General features: G+C 69.7%; 25 protein-coding genes. 8 read left to right on the top strand and 17 right to left on the bottom strand.

Annotated elements, in window-relative coordinates; all coding sequences use genetic code 11:
- Positions 1–765: an HAD family hydrolase gene (locus ACUN0C_RS01385; protein WP_445464520.1), complete on the top strand. Its 765-nt coding sequence runs from the start codon at positions 1–3 to the stop codon at positions 763–765.
- Here ACUN0C_RS01385 and ACUN0C_RS01380 read toward each other — a convergent pair.
- A complete protein-coding gene (locus ACUN0C_RS01380; protein ID WP_445464519.1) occupies positions 726–1,754 on the bottom strand; it encodes an acyltransferase family protein in 1,029 nt (342 codons plus the stop codon). The genes ACUN0C_RS01385 and ACUN0C_RS01380 overlap by 40 nt on opposite strands.
- 217 nt (positions 1,755–1,971) lie before the next feature.
- On the opposite strand from ACUN0C_RS01380, the gene ACUN0C_RS01375 reads away from it, so the two are divergent.
- Positions 1,972–4,098 (top strand): transglycosylase domain-containing protein, encoded by a 2,127-nt coding sequence (locus ACUN0C_RS01375; RefSeq protein WP_445464518.1) that lies wholly within the window; start codon positions 1,972–1,974, stop codon positions 4,096–4,098.
- Between the two features lie 6 nt (positions 4,099–4,104).
- Here the strand turns inward: ACUN0C_RS01375 and ACUN0C_RS01370 are convergent, their stop codons facing one another.
- The 10 genes from ACUN0C_RS01370 to ACUN0C_RS01325 all read right to left on the bottom strand — a co-directional run bounded on the left by ACUN0C_RS01370 (position 4,105) and on the right by ACUN0C_RS01325 (position 12,477).
- Positions 4,105–4,836, bottom strand: coding sequence for a M48 family metallopeptidase (locus tag ACUN0C_RS01370; RefSeq protein WP_445464517.1), 732 nt, complete (start codon positions 4,834–4,836; stop codon positions 4,105–4,107).
- A gap of 76 nt (positions 4,837–4,912) precedes the next feature.
- On the bottom strand, positions 4,913–5,278 hold the full coding sequence (locus tag ACUN0C_RS01365; RefSeq protein ID WP_445464516.1) for a DUF2852 domain-containing protein: 366 nt from the start codon (positions 5,276–5,278) through the stop codon (positions 4,913–4,915).
- 152 nt (positions 5,279–5,430) lie between these two features.
- Complete coding sequence (gene phaZ, locus ACUN0C_RS01360) at positions 5,431–7,005, bottom strand: polyhydroxyalkanoate depolymerase (RefSeq protein ID WP_445464515.1); 1,575 nt, start codon at positions 7,003–7,005, stop codon at positions 5,431–5,433.
- Positions 7,006–7,152: 147 nt separating this feature from the next.
- A complete protein-coding gene (locus ACUN0C_RS01355; protein ID WP_445464514.1) occupies positions 7,153–7,977 on the bottom strand; it encodes an ABC transporter permease in 825 nt (274 codons plus the stop codon).
- Positions 7,974–8,735: an ABC transporter ATP-binding protein gene (locus ACUN0C_RS01350; RefSeq protein WP_445464513.1), complete on the bottom strand. Its 762-nt coding sequence runs from the start codon at positions 8,733–8,735 to the stop codon at positions 7,974–7,976. The genes ACUN0C_RS01355 and ACUN0C_RS01350 overlap by 4 nt, the downstream gene beginning before the upstream one ends.
- Before the next feature lie 69 nt (positions 8,736–8,804).
- Positions 8,805–9,083, bottom strand: a complete 279-nt coding sequence (locus ACUN0C_RS01345) for an HPr family phosphocarrier protein (RefSeq protein ID WP_445464512.1) — start codon at positions 9,081–9,083, stop codon at positions 8,805–8,807.
- The gene (locus tag ACUN0C_RS01340; RefSeq protein WP_445464511.1) at positions 9,080–9,481 is read right to left on the bottom strand and encodes a PTS sugar transporter subunit IIA; all 402 of its coding nucleotides are present in this window, start codon (positions 9,479–9,481) and stop codon (positions 9,080–9,082) included. The genes ACUN0C_RS01345 and ACUN0C_RS01340 overlap by 4 nt, the downstream gene beginning before the upstream one ends.
- Positions 9,478–9,963, bottom strand: coding sequence for an HPr kinase/phosphorylase (locus tag ACUN0C_RS01335; RefSeq protein ID WP_445464510.1), 486 nt, complete (start codon positions 9,961–9,963; stop codon positions 9,478–9,480). The genes ACUN0C_RS01340 and ACUN0C_RS01335 overlap by 4 nt, the downstream gene beginning before the upstream one ends.
- Positions 9,960–11,747 carry a stimulus-sensing domain-containing protein gene (locus ACUN0C_RS01330; RefSeq protein ID WP_445464509.1) on the bottom strand — a complete coding sequence of 596 codons (1,788 nt, stop codon included), beginning with the start codon at positions 11,745–11,747 and terminating at the stop codon, positions 9,960–9,962. The genes ACUN0C_RS01335 and ACUN0C_RS01330 overlap by 4 nt, the downstream gene beginning before the upstream one ends.
- Before the next feature lie 28 nt (positions 11,748–11,775).
- Complete coding sequence (locus ACUN0C_RS01325; RefSeq protein ID WP_445464508.1) at positions 11,776–12,477, bottom strand: response regulator transcription factor; 702 nt, start codon at positions 12,475–12,477, stop codon at positions 11,776–11,778.
- 86 nt (positions 12,478–12,563) lie between these two features.
- Between ACUN0C_RS01325 and ACUN0C_RS01320 the strand changes: the two genes are divergently transcribed.
- Positions 12,564–13,055: a HugZ family pyridoxamine 5'-phosphate oxidase gene (locus tag ACUN0C_RS01320; protein ID WP_445464507.1), complete on the top strand. Its 492-nt coding sequence runs from the start codon at positions 12,564–12,566 to the stop codon at positions 13,053–13,055.
- 32 nt (positions 13,056–13,087) lie between these two features.
- On the opposite strand, the gene ACUN0C_RS01315 is transcribed toward ACUN0C_RS01320, so the two are convergent.
- A complete protein-coding gene (locus ACUN0C_RS01315) occupies positions 13,088–14,248 on the bottom strand; it encodes an iron-containing alcohol dehydrogenase (RefSeq protein ID WP_445464506.1) in 1,161 nt (386 codons plus the stop codon).
- Between the two features lie 207 nt (positions 14,249–14,455).
- On the opposite strand from ACUN0C_RS01315, the gene ACUN0C_RS01310 reads away from it, so the two are divergent.
- On the top strand, positions 14,456–15,412 hold the full coding sequence (locus tag ACUN0C_RS01310; RefSeq protein WP_445464505.1) for a hypothetical protein: 957 nt from the start codon (positions 14,456–14,458) through the stop codon (positions 15,410–15,412).
- A gap of 28 nt (positions 15,413–15,440) precedes the next feature.
- Here ACUN0C_RS01310 and ACUN0C_RS01305 read toward each other — a convergent pair whose 3' ends face one another.
- The 4 genes from ACUN0C_RS01305 to minC form a co-directional block, all read right to left on the bottom strand.
- Positions 15,441–17,102 (bottom strand): ATP-binding protein, encoded by a 1,662-nt coding sequence (locus ACUN0C_RS01305; RefSeq protein WP_445464504.1) that lies wholly within the window; start codon positions 17,100–17,102, stop codon positions 15,441–15,443.
- A gap of 180 nt (positions 17,103–17,282) precedes the next feature.
- Positions 17,283–17,579, bottom strand: coding sequence for a cell division topological specificity factor MinE (gene minE, locus ACUN0C_RS01300; protein WP_445464503.1), 297 nt, complete (start codon positions 17,577–17,579; stop codon positions 17,283–17,285).
- Entirely contained in the window at positions 17,576–18,391 is an 816-nt protein-coding gene (minD, locus tag ACUN0C_RS01295) for a septum site-determining protein MinD (protein WP_445464502.1), read from the bottom strand. The genes minE and minD overlap by 4 nt, the downstream gene beginning before the upstream one ends.
- 16 nt (positions 18,392–18,407) lie before the next feature.
- A complete protein-coding gene (minC, locus tag ACUN0C_RS01290) occupies positions 18,408–19,154 on the bottom strand; it encodes a septum site-determining protein MinC (RefSeq protein ID WP_445464501.1) in 747 nt (248 codons plus the stop codon).
- A gap of 285 nt (positions 19,155–19,439) precedes the next feature.
- On the opposite strand from minC, the gene ACUN0C_RS01285 reads away from it, so the two are divergent.
- The 4 genes from ACUN0C_RS01285 to ACUN0C_RS01270 all read left to right on the top strand — a co-directional run bounded on the left by ACUN0C_RS01285 (position 19,440) and on the right by ACUN0C_RS01270 (position 24,498).
- Complete coding sequence (locus tag ACUN0C_RS01285) at positions 19,440–20,396, top strand: alpha/beta fold hydrolase (protein ID WP_445464855.1); 957 nt, start codon at positions 19,440–19,442, stop codon at positions 20,394–20,396.
- Between the two features lie 243 nt (positions 20,397–20,639).
- Positions 20,640–22,562 (top strand): molecular chaperone DnaK, encoded by a 1,923-nt coding sequence (dnaK, locus tag ACUN0C_RS01280; RefSeq protein WP_445464500.1) that lies wholly within the window; start codon positions 20,640–20,642, stop codon positions 22,560–22,562.
- Positions 22,563–22,629: 67 nt separating this feature from the next.
- A complete protein-coding gene (gene dnaJ, locus ACUN0C_RS01275; protein WP_445464499.1) occupies positions 22,630–23,754 on the top strand; it encodes a molecular chaperone DnaJ in 1,125 nt (374 codons plus the stop codon).
- A 57-nt stretch (positions 23,755–23,811) separates the two neighbouring features.
- Positions 23,812–24,498, top strand: a complete 687-nt coding sequence (locus ACUN0C_RS01270; RefSeq protein WP_445464498.1) for a class I SAM-dependent methyltransferase — start codon at positions 23,812–23,814, stop codon at positions 24,496–24,498.
- Between the two features lie 16 nt (positions 24,499–24,514).
- Here ACUN0C_RS01270 and ACUN0C_RS01265 read toward each other — a convergent pair whose 3' ends face one another.
- Complete coding sequence (locus ACUN0C_RS01265) at positions 24,515–24,637, bottom strand: hypothetical protein (protein WP_445464497.1); 123 nt, start codon at positions 24,635–24,637, stop codon at positions 24,515–24,517.
- Between the last annotated feature and the right edge of the window lie 175 nt (positions 24,638–24,812).

Genomic DNA, 24,812 nt, shown 5'->3' with positions numbered 1-24,812 from the left:
ATGGCGCGCGCGCTGAAGGGCGTCCTCTTCGACAAGGACGGCACGCTCGCCGATTTCCAGGCGACCTGGCCGCCGATCTTCCGGCGCCTCGCGCTCGAACTCACTGGAAGCGACGAGGCCGAGGCCGAGCGCCTGCTCGTGATCGGCGGCATGGACCCGCTGACGAGCCGGGTCGCGCCCGGCTCGGTGCTCGGTGCCGGCAATTCCCGCGACATCGTCGACCTCTGGTTCCCGACGGCCCGGCTCGACGCGCGCGTCCGGCTGGAGGCGCGGGTGAACGAGGTCTTCGTCGCCGACGGCGTCGCCCATTCCATTCCGGTCGAAGGGCTCGGCGCGATGCTCGACGACCTCGTCTCGGGAGGGCTGCGGCTCGGGGTCGCGACCAACGACAGCACGCATGCGGCGGAGGCCTGGCTCGACCGGATCGGCCTCGCAGACCGCTTCGCCGCCGTCATCGGCTACGATTCCGTGGCGACGGCCAAGCCCGCCGCCGACATGGTGCTGCGCTTCTGCGGCATCACCGCGCTGGACCCGGCCGACATCGTGGTGGTCGGCGACAATCTGCACGACCTCCACATGGCCCATGCGGCCGGCGCCGCTGCGGCCGTGGGCGTCCTCACCGGCAACGGCCGCTACGAGGACCTCGCGCCGCATGCCGACGTGGTGCTCGAAGTGGTGACGGAGCTGCCCGCCTGGCTGGCGAACCGGGCCCTGAGCTCCGGCCGTCACTCCGCCGGCTGCAGAGTGGCGCGGTCGCGCCTGTAGGGCCCGTCGATCCGCGCCCAGGCCGGCCGCTCGAACAGGAACCGGCCGTACCCCGTCCACCGGACGAGCGCGTAGAGGAGGACCGGCCCCACGATCCCGGCGGCCGTCACCAGCAGCGCGATCGTGCCGACATCGGTGACGATCCCGAGCTTCAGGAGCACGGCACGGCTCACCGCCATCGGCAGGAAGAAGGCGAGATAGACGACGATCGACTGGGCGCCGAGCCAGCCGAGCGGGATCGCCGCGACCGTGCTCGCCAGAAGGACGGAGGCCGCGATCACCGCGCCCGCCCCGGCGATGCCGAGGGCGAGGCTGACGAGCGGCCAGTCGGCATGGCCGGTGAAGACCAGGATCCCGTTCACGAAGCCCCAGAGCAGGAGCCCGAGAACCGCCGCGATCCGGTCCGCGGCGATGGTTTCCGCGAAGCGCAGGATGTGAGCTGAGAACACGTAGCCGGAATAGAAGTAGACGAAGCGCGAGGCGAACTCGTCGATGAGGATCGACCCGGTGTGGATCGGCAGGATCTCGAGGAGCGCCGCCCCGGCCCAGACGATCTGCCAGGGCACGCGCTTCAGGAGCCGCGCGACGACGCAGAACAGCGCGAGATGGTAGATGAACCAGAGCGTGCCCCAGGGCTCCACGAACGCCAGGAGGTAATCGTGGAGCACGCCGCCCCAGCCGACCTCCGCCGCGAAGCCCGGCGCCTTGAAGGCGAACTGGATGGTGAGCCAGAGCACGTAGAAATAGGCGAAGTGCACGACCTTGCGGTCGAGGTAGAGCCGCCACGGCGCATTGATCCGCGCGCCGAGGAAGAGGCCGGCGATCAGGAAGAAGTCCGGCATCCGGAACGGCCGGGCGAACTCGACCAAGTAATGCATCCAGCCGGTTTCGCCGGCCGCCTTCTCCACGCCGAGCGTGGAATGCATCATCACGACGAAGACGATGCAGAAGCCCTTCGCGACATCGACCCAGGCGATCCGGGAATGCATGGCGGCCTCCTCGACCGTACCCAACCCGCAGCCTTATGGCCGATCCGCTCCCGGCGGTCGCGGTCTCGCTGAAGAAACGGTAAACGGAACCGCTTCAATTTCCCGGACCTGCATCGGCCCCTCGGATCTTCCGGCGACCATCAACCGGCGGTTAACCGCCAGGAAACCCCCAGAGGCCTAGCGTCGCCAGGCCGGGCGCGACGCGAAGAGGGTCTGAGTGGCGAAGCGGACGAGGAAGAGGGTCGAACCGCGCTTCGCGGACGCCGGACCGGGCGGGCTCGCGCTCCGGGCCGAGGACCGGCCGGCCGGCGGGACGGCGCGCCGCCGACGGAAGGCGGGCCGCGAACGCCCCGCCAAGGCGAGACGCCGGCGCGGCCTCCTCGGCTGGCTGGTCGGCCGCGGGATCTACTGGGGCGCCGTGCTCTCCCTCTGGGGGCTCATCGCAGCGCTCGGACTGGTCGCCTATTACGGCGTGCAGCTCCCGCACGCCTCGACGTGGAAGGTGCCGCAGCGCCCGCCCAACGTTCAGATCGTGGCGCTGGACGGCTCGCTCATCGGCAATCGCGGCGATACCGGCGGCGAGGCGGTACGCCTGCGCGACCTCCCCGACCACGTGCCCAATGCCGTGATCGCGATCGAGGACCACCGGTTCCGCTCGCATTTCGGTCTCGACCCGATCGGCCTCAGCCGCGCCGTCATGCGCAATGCGGTTGCAGGCCGGCTGGTGGAGGGCGGGTCGACGCTCACCCAGCAGCTCGCCAAGAACATGTTCCTGACCCCGGCGCGGTCGCTGGAGCGCAAGGTGCAGGAGGTGCTCCTCGCGCTCTGGCTGGAGACGAAATACTCCAAGGACGAGATCCTCGAGCTCTACCTGAACCGGGTCTATTTCGGCGCCGGCGCCTACGGGATCGACGCGGCCGCGCATCGCTACTTCGACAAGGAGGCCGCGCAGCTGACGCTGCAGGAGGCGGCCGTGCTCGCCGGGGTCCTGCGCGCGCCGAGCAATTACGGACCGAACCGGCATCCGGAGCGCGCCAGGGCGCGCGCTGCGCTCGTGATCGACGCGATGGAGCGGGAGGGCTTCATCGGGAGGCGCCAGGCGCTGGCGGCGAAGGCGGACCCGGTGCGCGTCGCCTCGCGCCACAACGACCGCAGCGAGAACTATGTCGCCGACTGGGTGATGGACCGGCTGCCCTCCTATGTCGGCAATTTGGACAGCGACATCATCGTCCACACCACGATCGACCTCGACCTGCAGCGCCGGGCCGAATGGGCGCTCGTGGAAGGGCTCAACGCGGAAGGCGAGAAGCTCGGCGTCAGCCAGGGCGCGATCGTCGCCGTCGACGGCACGGGCGCCGTGCGTGCGCTGGTCGGCGGGCGCAACTACGCGAAGAGCCAGTACAACCGCGCCGTCCAGGCGCGCCGGCAGCCGGGCTCGGCCTTCAAGCCCTTCGTCTATCTCGCCGCGCTCGAGGCGGGGCTCACGCCCAACACGATCCGCGTCGACGAGCCGGTGCGCTTCGGCAACTGGTCGCCCAAGAACTACTCGAAGGAGTATCGCGGCCCGGTGACGCTGAAGACGGCGCTCGCGCAGTCGCTCAACACCATCTCGGCCAAGCTCGCGATGGAGGTCGGGCCAAGGAAGGTGGTGCAGACGGCCCATCGGCTCGGCATCGGATCGGATCTCGCCGCGAACGCATCCATCGCGCTCGGCACATCCGAAGTGTCGCTGCTGGAGCTGACCGGCGCGTACGCGCCCTTCGCGAACGGCGGCTTCGCCGTCACGCCGCACGTTGTGCAGGACATCCGGACGGCAAAGGGCAAGGTGCTCTTCCGCCGCCCCGGCCCGGGCATCTCGCGCGCCGTCGATCTCCGGTCGGTGGCGATGATGAACGAGATGCTGGCCGAGACGCTCGCCGTCGGCACGGGCAAGCGCGCGGGCATTCCGGGCTGGCCGGCGGCCGGCAAGACCGGCACGAGCCAGGATTTCCGCGACGCCTGGTTCATCGGCTACACCAGCAACCTGACCGCGGGAGTGTGGCTCGGCAACGACGACAACCGGCCGACGAAGAAGGCCTCCGGCGGCACCCTGCCGGCCGAGATCTGGTCGGCCTTCATGGCCCGCGCGCATGAGGGCGTGCCGGTGGCGGCGCTGCCGGGGACCGCCTTCTTCCAGACCTATGCGGCGACGCAGCCCCGGGCCGTTCCGATCGAGCCCGCCGCCGCGCGGTCGGAGCAAGCGGCCCTTCCGCCGACCGCCTTCGCGCCGCAGGACGGGATGGCGCGCGAGGAGCAGTCGCCGGCCGGCGGCCGCACGCTCATGGACCTCATCCTGGGGCGGTAGCGCGGCCTACGCGCGCCCGACCGCGTGAAGGGCCGGGCCGTGGCGCTTCAGCCACTGGCGGGCGGCGTCGAAATCCGGGTCGAGCGCGCCGACGAGCCGCCAGAAGCCGGCCCCGTGATTCATCTCGCGCAGATGCGCGACCTCGTGCGCCGCCAGATAGTCGAGGATAGGAGGCGGGGCGAGGATCAGCCGCCAGGAGAAGGTCAGCACGCCTTGCGCCGTGCAGGAGCCCCAGCGGCTGCGGGCATCTCCGATGCGCAGCGCGGCAGGAAGGCGCCCGACCGCCGCGGCATGGCCGGCGACGGCGCGCTCGAGATCGCGCCGCGCTTCGCGGCGGAGCCAGTCCCGCACGCGCCGGGGAACGTGCTCGACCTCGCCCGGGACTTCGAGCAAGGGGCCCTCCGCGCCTGCCGCGTGCCGCACGAGCCCGCGGCCGGGGCGGTGAACGATCCGGCAGGGCTCCCCCCGGAGCGGAAACTGCCCTTCCGGGGCGAAGGGAATTGCGGCCGGCATGCGTCCCAGCCGTGCGGCGACCCAGCCGGCGTGGCGGGCGAGAAAGCGCTCGCCTTCTTTCAGCGGGACGCGGCGGGGAAGGGTCAGGACCGGCGCGCCGGCTGCCGGGTCGATGCGCAGGATCAGGCGTCGAGCCCGGTCGCTGCGGCGGACGCCGATCTCCAGGAGCCGGCCGTCGATCTCGATCGAGAGCCGCTCGGGCCCGCGTTTCAGCGCGAATCGCATGGTCGGATTATGGCTGCGGACGCCGGAATCGAAAGCGGGGCCCGCAGGCCCCGCTCGATGTCCTTCGTCGGTCGTCTCAGGCGCTCTCGCCGCCGGTCCGGTTCCGGTAGGAGTCCATGAACTTCTCGAACTCCTGCTGGTCCTTCACGCGACGCAGCTCCTTCAGGAAGGTGTCGAACTCCGCGCGCAACGCGTCGAGCTTGCGCCGCTCTTCCTCGAGCCGCTTCAGCTCGGCAGCGCGGTATTCGTCGAAGGCGACGTTGCCGGTCTCGCCCCAGGCGGCGGCGGGCCGAAACGACGCATTACCGCCCCAGGAGCGGAACTGCGCCTTGAGATCTCCGGTGATGCGGCCGATCTCGTCACCCCAGATGATCCACGCCAGCATGGCCAGCCCGAGCGGCCAGAACACGGCGAAGCCGACGATCATCAGTACGATGTTCAACGCCGACCAGCGGCCCCGAGAGGAGCACGAGCGGACGGCTTCTGCAGTGTGGGTCATCCTGATCCCCGTTGGTTAGCGACGAAATCGAAAATGGGGACCGCCGAACCGCGATTCAAGGATCGTCGATCCGAATCGCATTCGGCCGGAAGCGATCAGCCCGCGCCGTTCTGCGCGAGCAGCCGGCGCGCCTCCTCCACCCAGTCGGACACCGCGGCGCTCCCCTCGCCGATGTGATTCTCGAGCTCCTGCAGCGCGTCGGCGCCCATCTCGGCGAGCTGGCTCACCTCGAAGATGCCGGCCTGGTTGAGGCTCGGCACGATGTCCGGGCTGATTCCGCTGATCGTCGTCAGGTCCTGCGCGATGGCCGGCAGGTTCCTCGGCTCGAGCGCGGTGATGCCGAGCGCGTCGGCGAGGATGTGCCGCGCCCGTGCCTCCGCGGCGCCCTTGATGGGCCGCGAGGCGCCGTTCAGCGGCTTCGCGTCCGCCACTTGGTGCTCGCGGATGAAGGCGGCGATCCTCGGCTGGATCTCGGAGCGGAAGCGCGAACCATTGAAGACGCCGTAATGGCCGACCTTCATCTGCAGGTGATGGGCCTTCTTCGCGTCCGGCAGGCCGGTGCAGAGGTCGTGCGCGGCCTGCGTCTGCCCGACGCCGGAAATGTCGTCGCGCTCGCCCTCCACGGTGAGGAGAGCGGTGTTGCGGATCGCCTGCGGCCGGACCGGGCGGCCGCGGTGCAGCATCTCGCCCTTCGGCAGCGCGTGGCGGACGAACACGGTCTCTACCGTCTGCAGGTAGAATTCGGCGGTGAGATCCATGACGGCGAGGTATTCGTCGTAGAACTCGCGGTGCTTCTCCGCGGAATCGCCGTCGTCCTTCACCAGGTGCATGAAGAGGTCACGGTGCGCCATCATGTGGCGGTCGAGGTTCATGCTCATGAAGCCGGTGAGCTGCAGGAAGCCCGGATAGACGGAGCGCATGAAGCCCGGATGCGGGAACGGCACCTTCATCACGACGTTCCGGCGGAACCACTCGACGCCCTTTTCCTGCGCCAGCCGGTTGACCGCCGTCGGGCCGCGCCGGGTGTCGATCGGGCCGCCCATCAGCGTCATGGTGGCGGGCGCGGCGGGGTCGCCGTCCTCCTCCATCAGCGCGACGGCGGCAAGCACCGGCACGGAGGGCTGGCACACGCCCATCACATGGGTGCCGCGGCCGAGGTGGTGCAGCATCGCGATGACGTAGTCCACGTAGTCGTCGAGGTCGAAGCGCCCCTCCGACAGCGGCACCATGCGGGCATCGACCCAGTCGGTGATGAAGACCTCGTGCGCGGGCAGCATCGCCTCGACGGTGCCGCGCAGGAGCGTCGCGTAGTGCCCGGACAGCGGCGCCACGATCAGGAGCTTCGGGTCGGGCGCACGTCCGACCGGCAGTTCGCGCTTGAAATGGACGAGCGAGCAGAACGGCCGCTGCCAGACGATCCGTTCGGACACCGGGACCGAAACGCCGTCCACCACCGTGGTGCCGAGGCCGAATTCGGGCTTTCCGTAGCGGCGCGTCGTGCGCTCGAAGAGTTCGGCCGCAGCGGCGACCGAGCGCCCGAACGTCGTGACTGCGAAGGGATTGAGCGGGTTCTGGAACGAGATGCGGGTGACGTCGGCGATCGCCCGCCAGGGCGCCAGCGCGGCGTGGTTCATCTCGTAGAGCTGATAGAAGGACAACTCGGTTCCCATCCTTCCTGGTCGCGCAACCTGCGCGTTGTTGTGCGTTGCGAAGCCTCCGCCGCATTGCGGAATCTAGAATATGAAACTCCGATGACAACCTGAGCAGCTGCTCCCGGGCGTCGAGCCCGCGAATTAAGCTCGCCCGTGCTTTTCCAGTCACTCACCCGTCTGCAGCAGCGAACCGCTCAGCCGGGCCGTTCTCAGGAGCAGCAGGAAAGCGGCGGCCGCCGCCACGAAGTAGACCGCGTTCAGCCCCGCCGCGATCGCCATTGCGCGGCCGTCGAAGGCGCGATCGAAGATCGCCGCCCGCAGGCCTTCGAAGACATGGGTGGGCGGCAGGGCGAGCGACACCCATTGCAGCCATTCCGGGTAGGTCGAGACCGGATAGTAGACGGCGCAGAGCGGCAGGAGCAGGAACCCGAGGCTCCAGGCGAGGCCCTCGGCGCCGAGCCCCTTCCTCAGCACCATCCCGCAGGCGATAAGCCCGATCGTCCAGCTCGTCACCAGGAGGTTCGCGAAGAACAGGCCGACCACAAGGCCGAGGCCCCACAGGTTGAAGCCGAAGAAGATCGTCGCCATCAGGCTCACCGGGACCATGCCGATGGCGACGCGGATCACGCTCATCACCATCTGCGCCAGGATCATTTCGGCCGGCCTGAGCGGCGTCATGAGGAGATTGCCGAGGTTGCGCGACCAGATCTCCTCAAGGAAGGTGGTGGAGAACCCGATCTGTCCGCGGAACAGCACGTCCCACAGGAGCACCGCGCCAATGAAGGCGCCGCCGGCCTGCGCCGCCGGTCCGGAATAGTCCTTGAGGTGGAGCTGCAGGAAGCCCCATGTCAGCATCTGCAGAGCGGGCCAATAGATGAGATCGACGATGCGCGGCCAGGACGACCGCAGCAGGTACCAGTAGCGGAGCACCATCGCGCCGACGCGACGGAGCGACAGGCGCGCGAACCGGGGCAGGTCGACGTCAGTCACCGCGCCGCCTCCCGCGCGCCGTCGTCCCGCGCCCGCGCAACATCGAGGAAGACCTCTTCCATCGTGCTGCGGCCGTAGCGGGCGATCAGTTCCCCCGGGGCGCCGCGATCCACGATGCGGCCGCGCCGAAGCATGACGACGTCGTCGCAGAGCCGCTCCACCTCGGGCATGTTGTGCGAGGCGAGCAGGATCGTGGCGTTCCGCCCCGCGCGGTACCGTTCCAGATGGGTGCGCACCCAGTCGGCGGTGTCCGGGTCGAGCGACGCGGTCGGCTCGTCGAGGAGAAGCACGTCGGGCGTGTTGACGAGCGCCTTGGCGAGCGCGACCCGCGTCTTCTGCCCCGCCGAAAGCTGGCCCGAGGGCCGGTCGAGGAATTCGGTGAGCGCGAGATCCTCGGCAAGCTCGGCAATACGCGGCGCCGCATCCCGGACGCCGTAGAGCGCGGCGAACACCTTGAGGTTCTGCCGCACCGTCAGGCGCATCGGCATCTCGACGTACGGGCTCTCGAAATTCATCCGGTGCAGGATGCGATGGCGGTCGCGCGCCATGTCGACGCCGAGCACCGACGCCCTTCCGGAGGTCGGCAGGACGAGGCCCATGATCATCGCGATCGTCGTCGTCTTGCCGGCGCCGTTGCCGCCGAGGAGACCGGTGATCGAGCCGCGCGGGACCGCGAAGCTGATGCCGGCGACCGCCTCCACCCCGCGATAGGTCTTCACGAGATCAGCAACTTCCACGGCAGGAGGATCGGCTCTCATCACGCCTCCATATAAGGCTGGAGACGCTGGGAATTCACGGGGGGTGCGGCCGGGAGGCGGCTCGTCCGCTCACTCCTCCTCGCCGAAGCGCTCCGCGATCAGCGCCTCGATGGCATCGAGGGCGGCCTCTGCATCCGGCCCTTCGGCCACGACTTCGATCCGGCAGCCCGGCAGCGCGGCGAGCGTCATCAGGCCCATGATCGAGGTGCCGCCCACGGTCTGGCCGTCCTTGCTGACCGAAACCTCGGCCGCAAAGGACTCCGCGCAGCGCACGAACTTGGCGGACGCGCGGGCGTGCAGGCCGCGCTTGTTGAGGATGGTCAGCTGCCTCTGGAACGGGGCCGTCATGTAGTCGAGAGGATTCGGCTCGCCACGTTGATGTACTTCCGTCCTGCCTCCTGCGCCGCGACCGCGGCGTCCTCGACGCCGCTTTCGCCGCGCACGCGCGCGAGCTTGATCAGCATGGGCAGGTTGACGCCGGCGACCACCTCCACCCGCCCCGGCTCCATGACGGAGATGGCGAGATTGGAGGGCGTGCCGCCGAACATGTCGCTCAGGAGGATGACGCCGCTGCCGTCATCGACGCGCTTCACGGCGGAGACGATGTCCCGGCGCCGCTCCTCCATGTCGTCGTCCGGGCCGATCGAGATCGTCTCGACGGCGTCCTGCGGGCCGACGACATGCTCCAGCGCCGAGCGGAACTCCGCCGCGAGCTGCCCGTGCGTCACGAGAACCAGGCCGATCATCGCACCGTCATTGCTTCCAAAGGGCGGCCATCTTGACCAATCCCGAACCGATCGCAAGCCCCGATCGGCATGCCGAGCGCGGCCCGGATCAGGCGGATCGCGTGCCCGGGTTCCGGGGGAACCGGCTGGCGGGCGACGGCCACGCCGAGGAGCTCGGTCCGCAGGGCCTCGGGAGCGGGCAGACGCGCCAACGCGTCCGCCTCCTCGATGTCGGCAATGAGGGCGACGACGCAGGCGCGCTCGTGCGTCACGCGCAGCAGGCCGCGCCCGCGCAGTTCCACGAGACCGGCGAGCGCGCCGTGCGGCACGGCGACCAGCCGTCCGGCACGAGCGGAGACATGAACGCGGTCGTCGCCGACGAGCCGCGCGCCCTTCTCCATCAGCGCGAGCGCGAGGCGCGACTTGCCCGCCCCCGACGGCCCCCTGATCAGGACCCCCGAGGCGCCGACGATCACGGCGGTCCCGTGGATCGTCTCGGTCAACTGGCGATCTCGCTCGGCGAGGGGATCGTCACCACGAATCGCGCCCCTGCCACGGAGCCGTCGGCCGCCGTCCTGTTCTCGGCGGTGATGGTGCCGCGATGGGCCTCGACGATCTGCCGGGTGATGGCGAGCCCGAGCCCGGAGTTCTGGCCGAAATCGTCCGCGCCCGGCCGATCCGTGTAGAACCGCTCGAAGATGTTCTCGATGTTCTCGGCCCGGATGCCCGGCCCGTCGTCGTCCACCAGGACCTCGATGCGGGCGGCATGCCGGGTGGCCGCGATGCGGACGGAGCCCTCGGCCGGCGAGAAGGAGAGCGCGTTGTCGATCAGGTTGTTGAAGACCTGGCCGAGCCGGCTGTCGTGGCCGAGGACGTAGAAGGCGTCCTTGCCGTAGCGCCCGGGATCGAGCTTGAGCTGGATCCGGTCGCCGGTCGCAAGCCGCGTCTCGCGGAGCACGGTCACGACGGTGCGCAGGAGATTGGCGATGTCGACCGGCTCCGTGTCCTCGCGGGCGAGCTCGGCATCGAGCCGCGAGGCGTCGGAAATGTCGCTGATCAGCCGGTCCAGCCGGCGGACGTCGTGCTGGATGATGGCGAGGAGCCGCGCGCGCTGCTCGTCGGTGCGGGCGATCGGCAGGGTCTCCACCGCGCTCCGCAGCGAGGTGAGCGGGTTCTTCAGCTCGTGGGCGACGTCGGCGGCAAAGGATTCGATCGCCTCCATGCGCCGGTAGAGCGCGCGCGTCATGTCGCGGAACGAGCGCGCGAGGTGGCCGATCTCGTCCTTGCGGTCGCCGAAATCCGGGATCTCCACGCGCTTCCGGGTGCCGCGCCGGACGCGGTCGGCGGCGGCGGCGAGCCGGCGCACGGGGCCCGCGATCGTGCCGGCGAGCAGCAGGGAGAACATGGCGGTGACGAGAGCGGCAACCAGGAACACCCGCAGGATGGCCCCGCGCTCGGCCTGGACGATCGCGTCGATGTCGCCCGATTCGGTGGACAGGAGCAGCGAGCCGAGCACGGCCCGGAAACGCTGGACCGGGACGGCGACGGAGACGATCAGGCCGCCGTCCTCGTCGACGCGCACGACGCTCGCCGCCGAGCCGTTCAGCGCGCTCGCGACCTCCGGATATTCCCGGCCGCCTTGGCTGCCGAGCTCGCGATAGGGGGGCAGGTCGCCAGAGCGGTACCAGAACTTCACCTGGTCCCACCAACGCTCCAGCACGTTCTTCTTCAGATCGAGCGGCGGCAGGTCGTAGCGCAGGATCTGTCCGCGCGAGTAGAGCCCGCGGGAATCGAGAAGGAGCGTCCCCTCCTGGTCGTATATGCGGGCGCGGATCCGGGCGGGGGAGATGAGCCGCTTCAGAAGCGGCGCGACGCGCTCCGGATTGATGGGGAAGTCCGCCGCGCCTTCGCCGACATCGTATGGCGATCCGCTCTGCCCGGCCTGCATCTCCAGGAGCTGGTCCGGATCGATGGTGATGGCGTCCGTCTCCACGGTCGCCTGGGCCGCGATCGCCGCGGCAATGATCTGGCCCTGCGTGAGGAGGCTTTCGACGCGTGCATCGATCAGGCCGGCACGGAACTTGTTGAGGTAGAGGATGCCGCCGGCGAGCGCGATGAGCGCCGCGAGGTTGAGGATCAGTATGCGCCGCGTCAGGCTCGAGGTCGCGAGCCGGCCGATCGCGCCGAATCCCCTCGCGAACGGCCGCAGCACGATGCCGGCCGGGCGAAGAAACCCCGTTCGTCCCGATCTGCGCGGCCTTTCCGCCGTGCCGTGCGTATCCGCCACCAAGGCGGGACCTCCCTCGCGCGAGCGGTCAGGCTTCCCGGAAGCGGTAGCCGACGCCGTAGAGCGTTTCGATCATATTGAAGTCGTCGTCCACCGCCTTGAACTTCTTTCTGAGCCGCTTGATGTGGCTGTCGATCGTGCGGTCGTCGACATAGACCTGGTCGTCGTAGGCCGCGTCCATCAGCGCGTTCCGGCTCTTCACCACGCCCGGACGCTGGGCGAGCGCGAAGAGGATGAGGAACTCGGTCACGGTGAGGGTGACGTTCTCGCCCTTCCAGGTGCAGGTATGCCGGTCCTGGTCCATCACGAGCGCGCCGCGCTCGAGCGTCCGGCTCGGCTCGCCGGCGCGCGGCGCGGTGCCGTCCTTCGGCTGCGAGCGCCGGAGCACCGTCTTCACGCGCTCCACGAGGAGGCGCTGGGAGAACGGCTTCTTGATGAAATCGTCGGCACCCATCTTCAGGCCGAAGAGTTCGTCGATCTCGTCGTCTTTCGAGGTGAGGAAGATCACCGGCATGTCCGAGCTCTGACGAAGCTTGCGCAGGAGCTCCATGCCGTCCATCCGCGGCATCTTGATGTCCAGGATCGCAAGATCGGGCGGACTCTGCGACAGCCCGTCGAGCGCGGTTGCGCCGTCATTGTAGGTCTGCACCCGATATCCCTCGGTCTCCAGCGTCATCGAGACCGAGGCGAGGATGTTGCGGTCGTCGTCGACGAGCGCGATGGTCGGCATGACCGGACTCCTTTCGTCTTTTCGGCGCAGGGCCGGGTCCGCTTATGTAACAGAATGCGAACGGATTGTGGCAAAGGAACCTTTAGATGGCTGACGAGTCGCACCCCGGCAACGCAATTCCGGCCGAACACGCCGCGCTGGCGAAGGAGGTCCTGCGCGGCGCGAAGGCCGGATCGCTGGCGACGCTGCTTCCGGACGGCACCCCTTTCGCCTCGCTCGTGACGGTCGGTTTCGATCTCGACGGCGCGCCGCTCCTGCTCCTTTCCAAGCTCGCCGTGCATACCCAGAATCTCGCCCGGGACCGCCGGGCCTCGCTTCTCCTCGTCGCCGATTCGGCCGCGGCCGCGGATCGGCTGGCCGACAGCCGCGTGACGCTCGTCGGCCGCACAGCGCCCGCGGCCGACCAGGAGGCCGCCCGCGCGCGTTTCCTCGCCGCCCACCCGGAAGCGGGCGGCTATGCCCGGTTCGGCGACTTCGCGACGTACCGGTTCGAGACCCTAAACGGCCATCTCGTCGCAGGGTTCGGACGAATCAGCACAATTCCGGCCGAGATGCTGTTCGGACCCGCAGGCGGATAGCCGCGGCGGCCCGTGCCGCGTCCGGCTGCCCCTCACCAGGCGGCGCGGTAGATCGCGAGCGCGTCGGCTTCGCCGACGGGCCGGGGGTTGTTCACCAGCAGCCGCTGCTGCTTCATGGCATCTGCGGCCATCTTCGGCAGGTCGGCCTCGGCGATGCCGACCTCGCGCAGCCTTGTCGGCATGCCGAGCCGGCGGCACAGGCCGGCCAGCTCTTCGATGAAGGCCGCGCAGCAGGCCTGCGTGCCCTCTTCCGCGCCGAGACCGGGGAAGGCGTCGCCCGCGATCTCTGCGTAGAGATGCGCCGCGTCCGGCGCGTTGAAGCGCAGCACGTGTGGCAGGACGAGGGCGTTGGAGAGGCCGTGCGGAACGTGGAACGTGCCGCCGATCGGATAGGCGAGCGCGTGGACGGCGGCGACCGGGGAATTGGCGAAGGCCTGACCCGCGAGCATGGAGCCGAGCAGCATCGCGGAGCGCGCGGCGAGATCGCGGCCGTGGAAGACGGCGGCGTCGATGTTCGCTCCGAGCAGGCGGAGCGCCTGGCGCGCGAGCATGCGCGACAGCGGATTGTTGTTGGGGCTCTGCGAAGCGTACGCCTCGATCGCATGCACCATCGCGTCGACCCCGGTGGCGGCGGTGATCGCGGGCGGAAGCCCGAGCGTCAGTTCGGCGTCGAGGACGGCTGTGTCGGGCAGGATCAGCGGAGAGGAGACGCCGCGCTTCTCCTCCGCTCCCACCGTGATGATGGCGACGGGCGTCACCTCCGAGCCGGTGCCGGCGGTGGTCGGGACGAGCACCAGCGGCAGGCGCGGCCCCCTGGCCATGCCGACGCCCCAGGCCTGGTCGAGGTCTTCGCCCGAGCCGAGAAGAAGGGCAGCGAGCTTGGCGACGTCGAGCGAGGAGCCTCCGCCGAACCCGATCACCGCGTCCGCGTCCGCCGCCCGCCCCGCCTCGACCGCCTGTTCAAGGGTCATGCGCGAGGGATCGGCCTCGACCGCGTCGAACACGGCAACCTGCGCGCCGGCCGCCTCGAGCGAGGCGAGGGCGGGGTCGCAGAGGCCGAGGCCGCGCAGCCCGGAATCGGTGACGAAGAGAATCCGTCCGCCGAACATGGGGCCGCCGATCGCGGCGAGCCGCGCCGCGGCGCCGGCCTCGAAGACGATCCGGGGTGTGGTGTTGAACACGAAAGGCTGCATCGCCCGCTCGCCCGCTCGCCTGCTCGCCCGCGCCAGGTCCCGCGCCGCGGCCCGGGAGCCCTGCAGTCAAGCCGGAGACCGGCAGCGGCACAAGCGCGAAACGCGTGTCGTGCGGCCGCAGATGCGGCTGGGCACTGGCGTGAGACCGCCGTCCCCGGCACATAGACGGGCGACGAGCGGCACGAGCTTTTCCGGACGGCGGGGACGATGCAGGATTTCGAACGCGGCTTTTGGACCGGGACGAGCTTCCTGCCTTGGGGCACCACCCTGGCGGGCGCGGTGCGGGACGGCGCCGGCTCTCCGGCGCGCCTGCGGCGCATTCCGCTGCGCCTGCGCTGCCCCGAAGCGTTCGGGTTCGGCACCCTCGCCGTGGACGTCGCGGCCCCGGCACCGGAGCGCCCGGTCCTGATCGCCGCATACCTGCTCGCGGCGCCGGGGGATGGCGGATCCGAGCATTGGGCGGACCGGATCGAGGCGACGCTCGGCGACCCGGCCTACCGCGCGAGCGTCGATGTGCGCGACCATCCCGACCCGTCGAGCGCCGTCCGCTCCTACGCCACCTGGACGCTGGACGGCGTCTCGGTCGCGCTCTCCGTCTATGGCGCGGCGCGGCGGACGCGGGCCGGGCGCGCGGCCGGCCTGCTGTTCCTGTCGTGGTCCCACGAGCGCGCGGCACTTCCGTACCTCCCGGACTGGCGCGCTGCAAACGAGCGGCTCGCCTCCGCCGCCGAGACGGCGGACGTGCTCGGCACGTTTCGCCTCGACGCCGAGCAGGCGCCCAAATTCGGCGACGGCGGCGAGCCGGCCGGGTCGACGCTGGTCGAGCGCGAGGCAAGGCTCGCGCTCGAATGCCCGTTCACCCTCGCCACGCCCGAACCGATCGCATCGAGGCTCTCCTCGCACGAATTCGCGCTCTGGCAGAGTCCGGCACGGCTCCGCTGCCTCTCGACGCGGTGGGACAGCCTCGCCTGGCGCACGGGCTCCCGGCTCACGCTCGCAAGCGCGGACCCGGCCTCGGCAATCGGCGCCGGATGGTTCCTCCTCGGCACCCGGAACTGGTGCGTGCGTGACCATGCCCGGTCGCGCGGGCTGACGGATGCCGTCGCGCTGCTCGATCGCACGGGCGGTGTGCGGGTCAAGCGGGCGGGCGATCACGCAGCCTGACGCCGGCCCTGCGACGCAACGGGCGGCGTCACCTCGCCCGCAGCTCGACCGTCCGCCAGCGCTTCACCACCTCGTCGATGAAGCCTCCGCCCTGCGCCTCCGTGGAATCGTCCTGCAGGTTCCGGAGCTTGGAATGGGGAAGCGTGGCCTCCGGAACCGTCGTGAACCGCACCCGCATCGGCATGGAGACGGCCTCGCCAAAGGCGAGCGCCTCGCGGTTGCCCATCGAGGGCAGCGCTTCCAGCGTCGAGGTCGCGGCGTCGGAGACGGCCGAGCGGATGATGGCGTGGTCGGCGTCGTTGGCGAGCCGCATCGCGAAGATCGTGCTGCACTGGGAGAGGATGGTGGGATCGAGCTCCGAGGGACGCTGCGTGATCACGCCGAGATAGACGCCGTACTTGCGACCCTCCTTGGCGATCCGCGAGATCGAGCGCCGGGTCGGGCCGAAGCCGAGCCGCTTGTCCGCGGGCACGTAGCGGTGCGCCTCTTCGGCGACCACGAGAAGCGGCACGCGCCCCTCGCCCCACATGCCGAGTTCGAAGGCGAGGCGGCAGAGTACGGAGACCACGGCGTCGACGACCTCCGCCGGAAAGCCAGCGAGCTCCACAATCGTGACCGGCTTGCCGTCCGCCGGAATGCGGAAGAGCGTCTTCAGGAGGTCGGCCATCGTGTCCTCGATGGTCCTCGCCGAGAACATGAACTGATAGCGCGGGTCCTGCGCGACCGACTGGATCCGGCCCTTCAGCCGCCTGAGGCGCGGACGGTCGTCCTTGCCGTCGAGCTTGCCGAGCTGCTCGTCGATGAGCGCCAGGAGGTCCGACATGCGATAGGGCACGGGCGAATCGACCGTCTGGCCGGAATCGTCCTCGCGCCGGAGCAGGATGCTCGAGCGCTCCTGCTTCTGCGCGTAGCGTGCCTTGGCCATCGGGATCAGGTCGGCGAGGACGTCGAGCTCTTCCGGAACGCCCGGCCGGCGCCGGTAGATGACGTCCGTGATCTCCTCGAAATTGAAGAGCCAGAAGGGCAGGTTCAGGTTGCGCGGGCTCATCACCTCGGCGAGTTCGCCGAACGATCCCTTGTACTCGTTGTGCGGGTCGATCAGCAGCACGCGCGCTGCCGTGTTCACCCGCAGGATCTCGCGCAGGATGAGCGCGACGGCGGTCGATTTTCCGCAGCCGGTCGTGCCGAGCACGGCGAAGTGCTTCTGCATCAGGTCCTTGACCCGGACGGTCGCCTCGATCGAGGAGTCCTGGCCGAGGCGGCCGACGACGATCGTCTCCGCGCTCCCGTAATCGTAGATGGTGGCGAGGTCGTTCGCGCCGACGGCATGCACGCCGGCCCCGACGGCCGGGTAATGCTGGATGCCGCGCTCGAAGAACGGGCTCGGCTGATCGGTGATCTGTCCGACGAGCTCGACCTTCACGAGCGTGGGGCCGACATCGCCGCCCGGCCCCGCCTGGTTGGCGGCCGCGGTCGAATAGATCAGCCCGATGACGCGGACCGGGCCGGCATTGATCGAGAGGAGCTTGCCGACCGAAACGGGGTTTTCCTCGGCGGCGCTGTCCTCCTCTTCCCTGGGGGGCGCGGCGACGATTGCCCGGGAGCCCTCGACCGAGACGACGCGGCCGATCGGGAAGGCATGGATCCGGCCGGGATCGCGGCTGACCTGCGTGGCGTCTCTCAACTGCACGGGTCCATCCCGTTCCGCCGGAACGGCCGCAAGGGCCGCACGCGCCGCGGTCCGGCTCACCTTCTACGGGCGCAGCGCAACCAAAGACAGGCGGCGCTTGAGGAACCGTTAAGCGGCGCCGGAAAAGCCGGAGCCGCGGCGCGCAAACGCCGCGGCCCCGGGAGGCATGCGCCGGATCGGTCAGGCGGCTGCGGGAGCGGCCGCCGATGCCCTTGCCGGCGCGGGCGGCGCGATCGCGGTCGGGATCTCGATCTCGACCTCGAGCGTGGAGACCACGTCGCCGCGCTCCATCTTCACCTGGACCTTCTCGCTGTCGACCGCGAGGTGCTTGGCGATGACGGCGAGGATCTCCTCGCGGAGCACGGCGACGAGGTCCGTCCGCCCGGTCATCGACCTCTCGTGGGCGAGCAGGATCTGCAGCCGGTCGCGGGCCACGGGAGCCGTTGCGCGCCGCTGGAACAGCGCCAGTAGGTTCATGCCGCCCTCCTTCCGAACAGCTTGCCGAAGATGCTGCGCCGGTCGCTCGGCACGGCCATCGCAACCGGCTCGCCGGAAAGGCGGCGGGCGGCGTCGCTATAGGCCTTGGCCGGCGCGCTCAGCGGATTGCAGAGCGTGACGGGCGTGCCGAGGTTCGACGCCCGCAGGACCTCCTGGCTCTCGGGAATGATGCCGAGGAGCGGGATGGAGAGAATTTCGAGGACGTCGTCCACCTTCAGCATCTCGCCGCGCTCCGCGCGTGCGGCGTCGTAGCGGGTGAGGAGCAGGTGCTTCTCCATCTTCTCGCCGCGCTCGGCCTTCAGCGTCTTGGAATCGAGCAGGCCGATGATGCGGTCGGAGTCGCGCACCGAGGAGACCTCGGGATTGGTGACGACCACCGCCAGGTCGGCGTGGCGCATGGCGAGCGTCGGGCCGCGCTCGATGCCGGCGGGGCTGTCGCAGATCACCCAGTCGAACTTCTCGCGGAGCTCGCCCATGACCCGGTCGACGCCTTCCTCGGAAAGCGCATCCTTGTCGCGGGTCTGCGACGCCGGCAGGAGCGACAGGTTGTCGAGCCGCTTGTCGCGGATGAGGGCCTGGGCGAGCTTCGCGTCGCCCTGCACCACGTTGATCAGGTCGTAGACGACCCGCCGCTCCGCGCCCATCACGAGGTCGAGATTGCGCAGCCCGACGTCGAAATCGACCACCACCACGCTCTGCCCGGTTGCCGCAAGGGCGGCGCCGAGCGCCGCCGTGGACGTCGTCTTGCCGACGCCGCCCTTCCCGGATGTCACGACCAGCACTTTGGCCATCTTCAGCACCCTCCTCTCAGTTCAGCGCCGTCATCATGATTGTGTCGCCGTCGAGCCAGATCTGCACCGACCGCCCGCGGTATTCGGGCTCCATGTCGTCGGCGGTCTTGTAGAGGCCGTCGATGGCGACGAGCTCGGCCTCGAGCTTGTGGCAGAAGATCCGCGCGCCGGCATTGCCGGTCGAGCCGGCGATCGCGCGGCCGCGGAGCGTCCCGTAGACGTGGATCGAGCCGCCGGCGACGATCTCCGAGCCGGATGCGACCGAGCCCACGATGGTCACGTCGCCCTGCGGGAAGAGCACGGACTGGCCGGAGCGGACGGGGCTGTCGATCAGCAGCGACGGGACCGGCCCCTGCGGCTTCGGCGCGTGGATCGGCGTGGCGGCGGCCTGGGCGGCCGCTGCCGGCGTCCCGCGCGGCGCCGGATCGGGGATCTCGACCTCTTCGGCGTGACGCCCGCCGCTGATGAGCGGCGGCATGCCGAGGCCGATCATCGAGGCCTTGGCGCCCTCGATGCCCATGATCCGGATCTCGCGATCGTAGAGATCCTGGATGAGCGCTGCGAGGCCGGCCTTGTCGAGGGTCAGCGCCGAGACGTCGAGCACGACCGGCCGTCCCCGGAAGAAGCCGGGCGAGCGCTTTCCGAGCGCGTCGATCTCGACGAACCACGCTTCGATCGGCGGCTCCGGCGCGAGCACGAGCGCGAGGAAGGAGCGGCCTCTGAAGCGGAGCGATTGACGGGAGGGAGCTGCGGCTGTCGTCACGGCTTTGGTCTCTGTTATGGTTCGATTAACCTTGCTTAATGTTAACGGCGGGTTAATGCGCGCGGCTTGCGGCGCAAGGGGTGCGAAGCCTGACGGCCCACGGCGCCGGCCCGCCGCGGCGCCTGCCGGTCCGGGCGACACCGTTAAGACGACCGGAGGCGTGCGTCCCGGATCGGCACATCGGGCCCTCGCCGCGAATCGGGGGACGATCGAGCGGCGGCCGTGGCCCGGTGATTCGCACCCGCTCGACCTCCAGCCTGCCGCGAGGAGGACGCCGTGAAAGCGATGCATCGCCTCGCCCTGCTGGCCGCCGCGGCTGGCCTGGCCGCCGCGCCGGTCCGAAAGGCCTTCCAGGCGGATCTCGGTCGCATCCGGCAAAGCCTTGCGCGGGAAGCCCGGACCGCCGCGACCGCGGCCGGCGTGGTCGAGTTCGCCGAGCGCGGCGACGGTCCTCCGGTCCTCGTGGTCCACGGCGCCGGCGGCGGTTTCGATCAGGGCCTCCTCATTGCCGAGGCGTTCGTCGGGCAAGGCTTCCGCTGGATCGCACCATCCCGCTTCGGCTATCTCCGCAGCCCCTTGCCCGCCGACGCCTCCCCGGCCGCGCAGGCCGACGCGTTTGCGGCCCTTCTCGACACGCTCGGCATCGGACGGCTGGCCGTCGTCGCCATGTCCGGAGGCGTGCCGCCGGCGCTCCAGCTCGCACTGCGCCATCCCGCACGCGTCTCGGCCCTGGTTCTGCTCTCCTCCGCCCCGTTTGCGGGCGCGCCGGCCGGGACGCTCGATCGCCCCGCGCCGGAATGGCTCTATCCGGCGTTCTTCGCCTCCGACTTTCCGGCCTGGGCGACAAGGCGGGTCGCGCCGTCGCTGCTCCTCCGGATCTTCGACGTGCGGAAGGACCGTCCCGCCGCGGCCGATCCGGCGGAGCGCGCATTCGTACAAGCCGCGCTCGACGCCTTCCTGCCTGCAAGCGCGCGGGCGCCGGGTCTCGCCAACGAAGGCGCGGCGCTCGATCCCTCAAGCCGGTATGCGCTGGAAGAGGTCGCCGCCCCGACCCTGATCGTCCATGCCCGCGACGACGGCATCAACCCGTTCATGATCGCCGCTCACCTCGCAGCCCGGATCCCGGGCGCCGCATTCATGCCGGTCTCCGCGGGCGGGCACCTCCTCATCGGGCATCAGAGGGAGGTGCGTGCGCGGCTCGCCGCCTTTCTCCGGGCGGCGGAGACGGGCGGCGGCGGCTGAACGCCACCGAAACTGCGGAGGATGAGCCGGGAGGCGACGCGCTTCCGCTTGCGGCTGCCGCCGATCACATCCTTGCGAGCCCGAAACGCCCTTCTTATATGAGCCGCAACGCGCGGGAGGGCTGATTTGCGGGCCTCCCGAGCCTGCTTGTTTCACTTCGTTGGGGGCCGGGGAAGGCGTTCGCCTTTCGTCCAAGGACGCCGCTCGGGTCTGGCCGGCCTGCCGGAAAAGGAGAGAAAAGACATGGCGAAAGTCATCGGCATAGACCTCGGCACGACGAATTCGTGCGTCGCCGTCATGGACGGCAAGACCGCCAAGGTCATCGAGAATTCCGAAGGCGCACGGACCACGCCCTCCATGGTCGCCTTCACCGACGACGGCGAGCGCCTCGTCGGCCAGCCGGCCAAGCGCCAGGCGGTGACCAATCCGACGCGCACCATCTTCGCCGTGAAGCGGCTGATCGGGCGGCGCTTCGACGATCCGACCGTCAAGAAGGACCAGGAACTCGTTCCCTACAGGATCGTGCGCGCCGACAACGGCGACGCCTGGGTCGATATCGACGGCCAGAAATACTCCCCCTCCCAGATCTCCGCCTTCATCCTGCAGAAGATGAAGGAGACGGCCGAATCGTATCTCGGCGAAAAGGTCGAGAAGGCGGTCATCACCGTCCCGGCCTACTTCAACGACGCCCAGCGCCAGGCCACCAAGGATGCCGGCAAGATCGCCGGCCTGGAGGTGCTGCGCATCATCAACGAGCCGACGGCGGCCGCGCTCGCCTACGGCCTCGACAAGAAGCAGGCCGGCACGATCGCGGTCTACGACCTCGGCGGCGGCACGTTCGACATCTCCGTGCTCGAGATCGGCGACGGCGTCTTCGAGGTGAAGTCGACGAACGGCGACACCTTCCTCGGCGGCGAGGATTTCGACATGCGGCTCGTCGACTACCTCGCCGACGAGTTCAAGAAGGACCAGGGCATCGACCTCAGGAAGGACGCGCTCGCGCTGCAGCGCCTGAAGGAGGCCGCCGAGAAGGCGAAGATCGAGCTCTCCTCCGCGCAGCAGACCGAGATCAACCTGCCCTACATCACGGCCGACGCCTCCGGGCCGAAGCACCTGACCCTGAAGCTCTCCCGCTCGAAGTTCGAGAGCCTCGTCGACGACCTCATCCAGCGCACCGTCCAGCCGGTGAAGAACGCCCTCAAGGATGCCGGCGTGTCGCCTGGCGACATCGACGAGGTGGTGCTCGTCGGCGGCATGACGCGCATGCCGAAGGTGCAGGAGGTCGTGAAGCAGCTCTTCGGCAAGGAGCCTCACAAGGGCGTTAACCCGGACGAGGTGGTCGCGATGGGCGCGGCGATCCAGGCCGGCGTGCTGCAGGGCGACGTCAAGGACGTGCTGCTCCTCGACGTGACTCCGCTGTCGCTGGGCATCGAGACGCTCGGCGGCGTCTTCACGCGCCTGATCGACCGCAACACCACGATCCCGACCAAGAAGAGCCAGGTCTTCTCGACCGCCGAGGACAACCAGGGCGCGGTCACGATCCGGGTGTTCCAGGGCGAGCGCGAGATGGCGGCGGACAACAAGCTGCTCGGCCAGTTCGACCTGGTCGGCATTCCGCCCGCGCCACGCGGCATGCCGCAGATCGAGGTCACCTTCGACATCGACGCCAACGGCATCGTGAACGTCCAGGCGCGGGACAAGGGCACCGGCAAGGAGCAGCAGATCCGCATCCAGGCCTCCGGCGGGCTGTCCGACGCCGAGATCGAGAAGATGGTGAAGGATGCCGAGGCGCATGCCGAGGAGGACAAGGAGCGGCGTGCGCTGGTGGAGGCGCGCAACCAGGCCGAGGCGCTCGTCCACTCCACCGAGAAGGCGCTCGCCGAATATGGCGACAAGGTCGGCGAGGCCGACAAGTCGGCCATCGAGGCGGCGGTCGCGGACCTGAAGAGCGCGCTCTCCGGCGAGGACGTTTCGGACATCCAGGCCAAGTCGCAGGCGGTTGCCCAGGCCTCCATGAAGCTCGGTGAGGCCATGTACCGGGCGCAGCAGGAGGACACCTCGCACGAGGTGCGCGACGAGCATGCCGGGGGCTCCAAGGACGACGACGTGGTCGACGCCGATTTCGAGGAGATCCCGGACGAGGACCAGAAGAAGCGGTCCGCCTGAGCCCGGCAAATGATCGGCCGCCCGGACCCGGTCCGGGCGGCTTCCTCCATCTGCGATACCGACATCCATGGCCAAGCGCGATTATTACGAAGTGCTGGGCGTCGCCCGCGACGCCGACGAAAAGGCGCTGAAGGGCGCGTTCCGCCGCCTGGCGATGGAGCTCCATCCCGACCGCAATCCGGGCGACGCCACCGCCGAGCACCGCTTCAAGGAAGCGAACGAGGCCTACGAGGTCCTCAAGGACCCGCAGAAGCGCGCCGCCTACGACCGGTTCGGCCACCAGGCCTTCGAGGGCGGCGGGTTCGGCGCCCAGACCGCCGGCTTCTCCTCCTTCGCCGACATCTTCGACGACATCTTCGGCGACTTCATGGGAGGGGCGCGCCGCGCCTCCGGCCGCGAGCGCGGCTCCGACCTCCGCTACAATCTCGAGATCACGCTGGAGGAGGCCTATACGGGCAAGGCGGTCGAGATCGAGGTGCCGACGAGCGTCACCTGCGAGATCTGTAGCGGCTCGGGCGCACGGCCCGGATCGAGCCCGCAGACCTGCACCACCTGCCACGGCGCCGGCCGCGTGCGCGCCAGCCAGGGCGGCTTCTTCCACATCGAACGGACCTGCCCGGCCTGCCAAGGCCGCGGCGAAGTCGTGCGCGACCCCTGCCTCGACTGCGCGGGCTCCGGCCGCGTCATGCAGACGCGCACGCTCTCCGTGAACATTCCCGCCGGGATCGAGGAAGGCACGCGCATCCGGATCGCCGGCGAGGGCGAGGCGGGCTTGCGCGGCGGGCCGGCCGGCGACCTCTACATCTTCCTGTCGATCAGGCCACACGCCTTCTTCCAGCGCGACGGCGCAGATATTTTCTGCCGCGTGCCGGTTTCCATGACGACGGCGGCGCTCGGCGGGCAATTCGAAGTGCCGACGGTCGACGGCGGGCGCACCCGCGTGAAGGTTTCGGAGGGGACCCAGAACGGCAAGCAGTACCGGCTGAAGGGGAAGGGCATGCCGGTCCTGAGGACACGGCAGTTCGGGGACATGTACGTGCAGATCGTGGTCGAGACGCCGCAGCACCTCAGCCGGCGCCAGAGGGAACTTCTCGAGGAGTTCGAACGTGTCTCGTCCGGGGAGAACAATCCGGAATCGACCGGCTTCTTCTCCCGGGTGAAGGATTTCCTGGAGACGCTCGGTGAGAAGTAGGGCAGAAGTCCGGTCATGATCGCTTCAGCCAGAAAGCGCCGTGCCGGGGATCACCCGGTGCTGGCATCCGTCGCCCGGGTCGGGGAAAAGCTCGGCGACGAGTTGCGGGCGATGCGCCATTCGGCCGGCAAGAAGCGGAATTCCGGTGAACACCCGGTCATCACCTCCGTAGCGAGGATGAGCGAAAAGCTCGGCGACGAACTGCGCTTCTTCCGCTCCGCCGCGACCAACCCGATCCGCGCCGGCGCGGTCACGCCCTCCAGCAGGGCGCTCGCACGCCTGATGGTGGAACTCGCCAGGCCGGACCCGGAAGGCCTGACCCTGGAACTCGGCGCGGGGACCGGCGTCGTCACTGCCGCGCTCATCGAGGACGGGATCCCGCCTGAGAACCTCGTCGCGGTCGAGCACGACCCGGATTTCTGCCGGCTCCTTCGGGAACGCTTTCCTGGGCTCAGGGTCGTGCAGGGCGACGCCTACGCGCTCGACCGCACGCTCGCCGGCTACGGCCCCTTCAACGCGGCGCTCTCCTCGCTGCCGCTTCTCACCCGTCCGCCGCTGCTGCGCCGCCGGTTCCTCGACGACGTGCTGGAGCGCGTCGTGCAGGGCGGCCGCCTCGTGCAGTTCTCCTACGGCCTGGGCGAGCCGGTACCCGGCGCGCCGCGGCGCTACGCCGTCTACAAGTCGCCCTGGGTGGCGATGAACCTGCCGCCCGCGCGCGTGTGGACCTACCGGAAGACCGACTGAGGCCGAAGCGCCCGCGTCAGCCCCTTCTGCGACGGACGGCGATTCGAGCCGGCTCGGGTTCGCTCACCGCCTTCAGCGCCGCGAGCGCGAGAAGCGCCGGTATGGCGAGGATCAGAGCCATCAGGAGCGTCGGGATCATCGTGTCCTCCCTGTGCCGCGAAGCCGGGTCATGTCCGCGCCTCTCGCGCTTCGACTGCGTCCGCACAGGAGCGCACACCCGTTCGATCGATGAAACGACCGAACGGGACGGACCGCCTTGCTGTAGATCAAAGTTCCGGCTGAGGGTGGACCCGGCGTGGCCGGTTCAGGGCCGC

This window comes from Faunimonas sp. B44, assembly GCF_052655945.1.
The sequence above is the reverse complement of the archived record's forward strand: the minus strand, read 5'-3'. Positions and strand labels throughout refer to the sequence as shown.

Coding starts and splice junctions, on each gene's coding strand:
- ACUN0C_RS01345 (WP_445464512.1), bottom strand. CDS start 9,083: ATGACGGCCCCGTTCCAGAGGCAGCTGACCATCCTCAACAAGCGCGGC.
- ACUN0C_RS01310 (WP_445464505.1), top strand. CDS start 14,456: ATGCAGGATTTCGAACGCGGCTTTTGGACCGGGACGAGCTTCCTGCCT.
- ACUN0C_RS01315 (WP_445464506.1), bottom strand. CDS start 14,248: ATGCAGCCTTTCGTGTTCAACACCACACCCCGGATCGTCTTCGAGGCC.
- ACUN0C_RS01380 (WP_445464519.1), bottom strand. CDS start 1,754: ATGCATTCCCGGATCGCCTGGGTCGATGTCGCGAAGGGCTTCTGCATC.
- ACUN0C_RS01265 (WP_445464497.1), bottom strand. CDS start 24,637: ATGATCCCGACGCTCCTGATGGCTCTGATCCTCGCCATACCGGCGCTT.
- dnaJ (WP_445464499.1), top strand. CDS start 22,630: ATGGCCAAGCGCGATTATTACGAAGTGCTGGGCGTCGCCCGCGACGCC.
- minD (WP_445464502.1), bottom strand. CDS start 18,391: ATGGCCAAAGTGCTGGTCGTGACATCCGGGAAGGGCGGCGTCGGCAAG.
- phaZ (WP_445464515.1), bottom strand. CDS start 7,005: ATGGGAACCGAGTTGTCCTTCTATCAGCTCTACGAGATGAACCACGCC.
- ACUN0C_RS01340 (WP_445464511.1), bottom strand. CDS start 9,481: ATGATCGGCCTGGTTCTCGTGACGCACGGGCAGCTCGCGGCGGAGTTC.
- ACUN0C_RS01370 (WP_445464517.1), bottom strand. CDS start 4,836: ATGCGATTCGCGCTGAAACGCGGGCCCGAGCGGCTCTCGATCGAGATC.
- ACUN0C_RS01325 (WP_445464508.1), bottom strand. CDS start 12,477: ATGCCGACCATCGCGCTCGTCGACGACGACCGCAACATCCTCGCCTCG.
- ACUN0C_RS01385 (WP_445464520.1), top strand. CDS start 1: ATGGCGCGCGCGCTGAAGGGCGTCCTCTTCGACAAGGACGGCACGCTC.
- ACUN0C_RS01350 (WP_445464513.1), bottom strand. CDS start 8,735: ATGAGAGCCGATCCTCCTGCCGTGGAAGTTGCTGATCTCGTGAAGACC.
- ACUN0C_RS01320 (WP_445464507.1), top strand. CDS start 12,564: ATGGCTGACGAGTCGCACCCCGGCAACGCAATTCCGGCCGAACACGCC.
- ACUN0C_RS01285 (WP_445464855.1), top strand. CDS start 19,440: ATGCATCGCCTCGCCCTGCTGGCCGCCGCGGCTGGCCTGGCCGCCGCG.
- dnaK (WP_445464500.1), top strand. CDS start 20,640: ATGGCGAAAGTCATCGGCATAGACCTCGGCACGACGAATTCGTGCGTC.
- minE (WP_445464503.1), bottom strand. CDS start 17,579: ATGAACCTACTGGCGCTGTTCCAGCGGCGCGCAACGGCTCCCGTGGCC.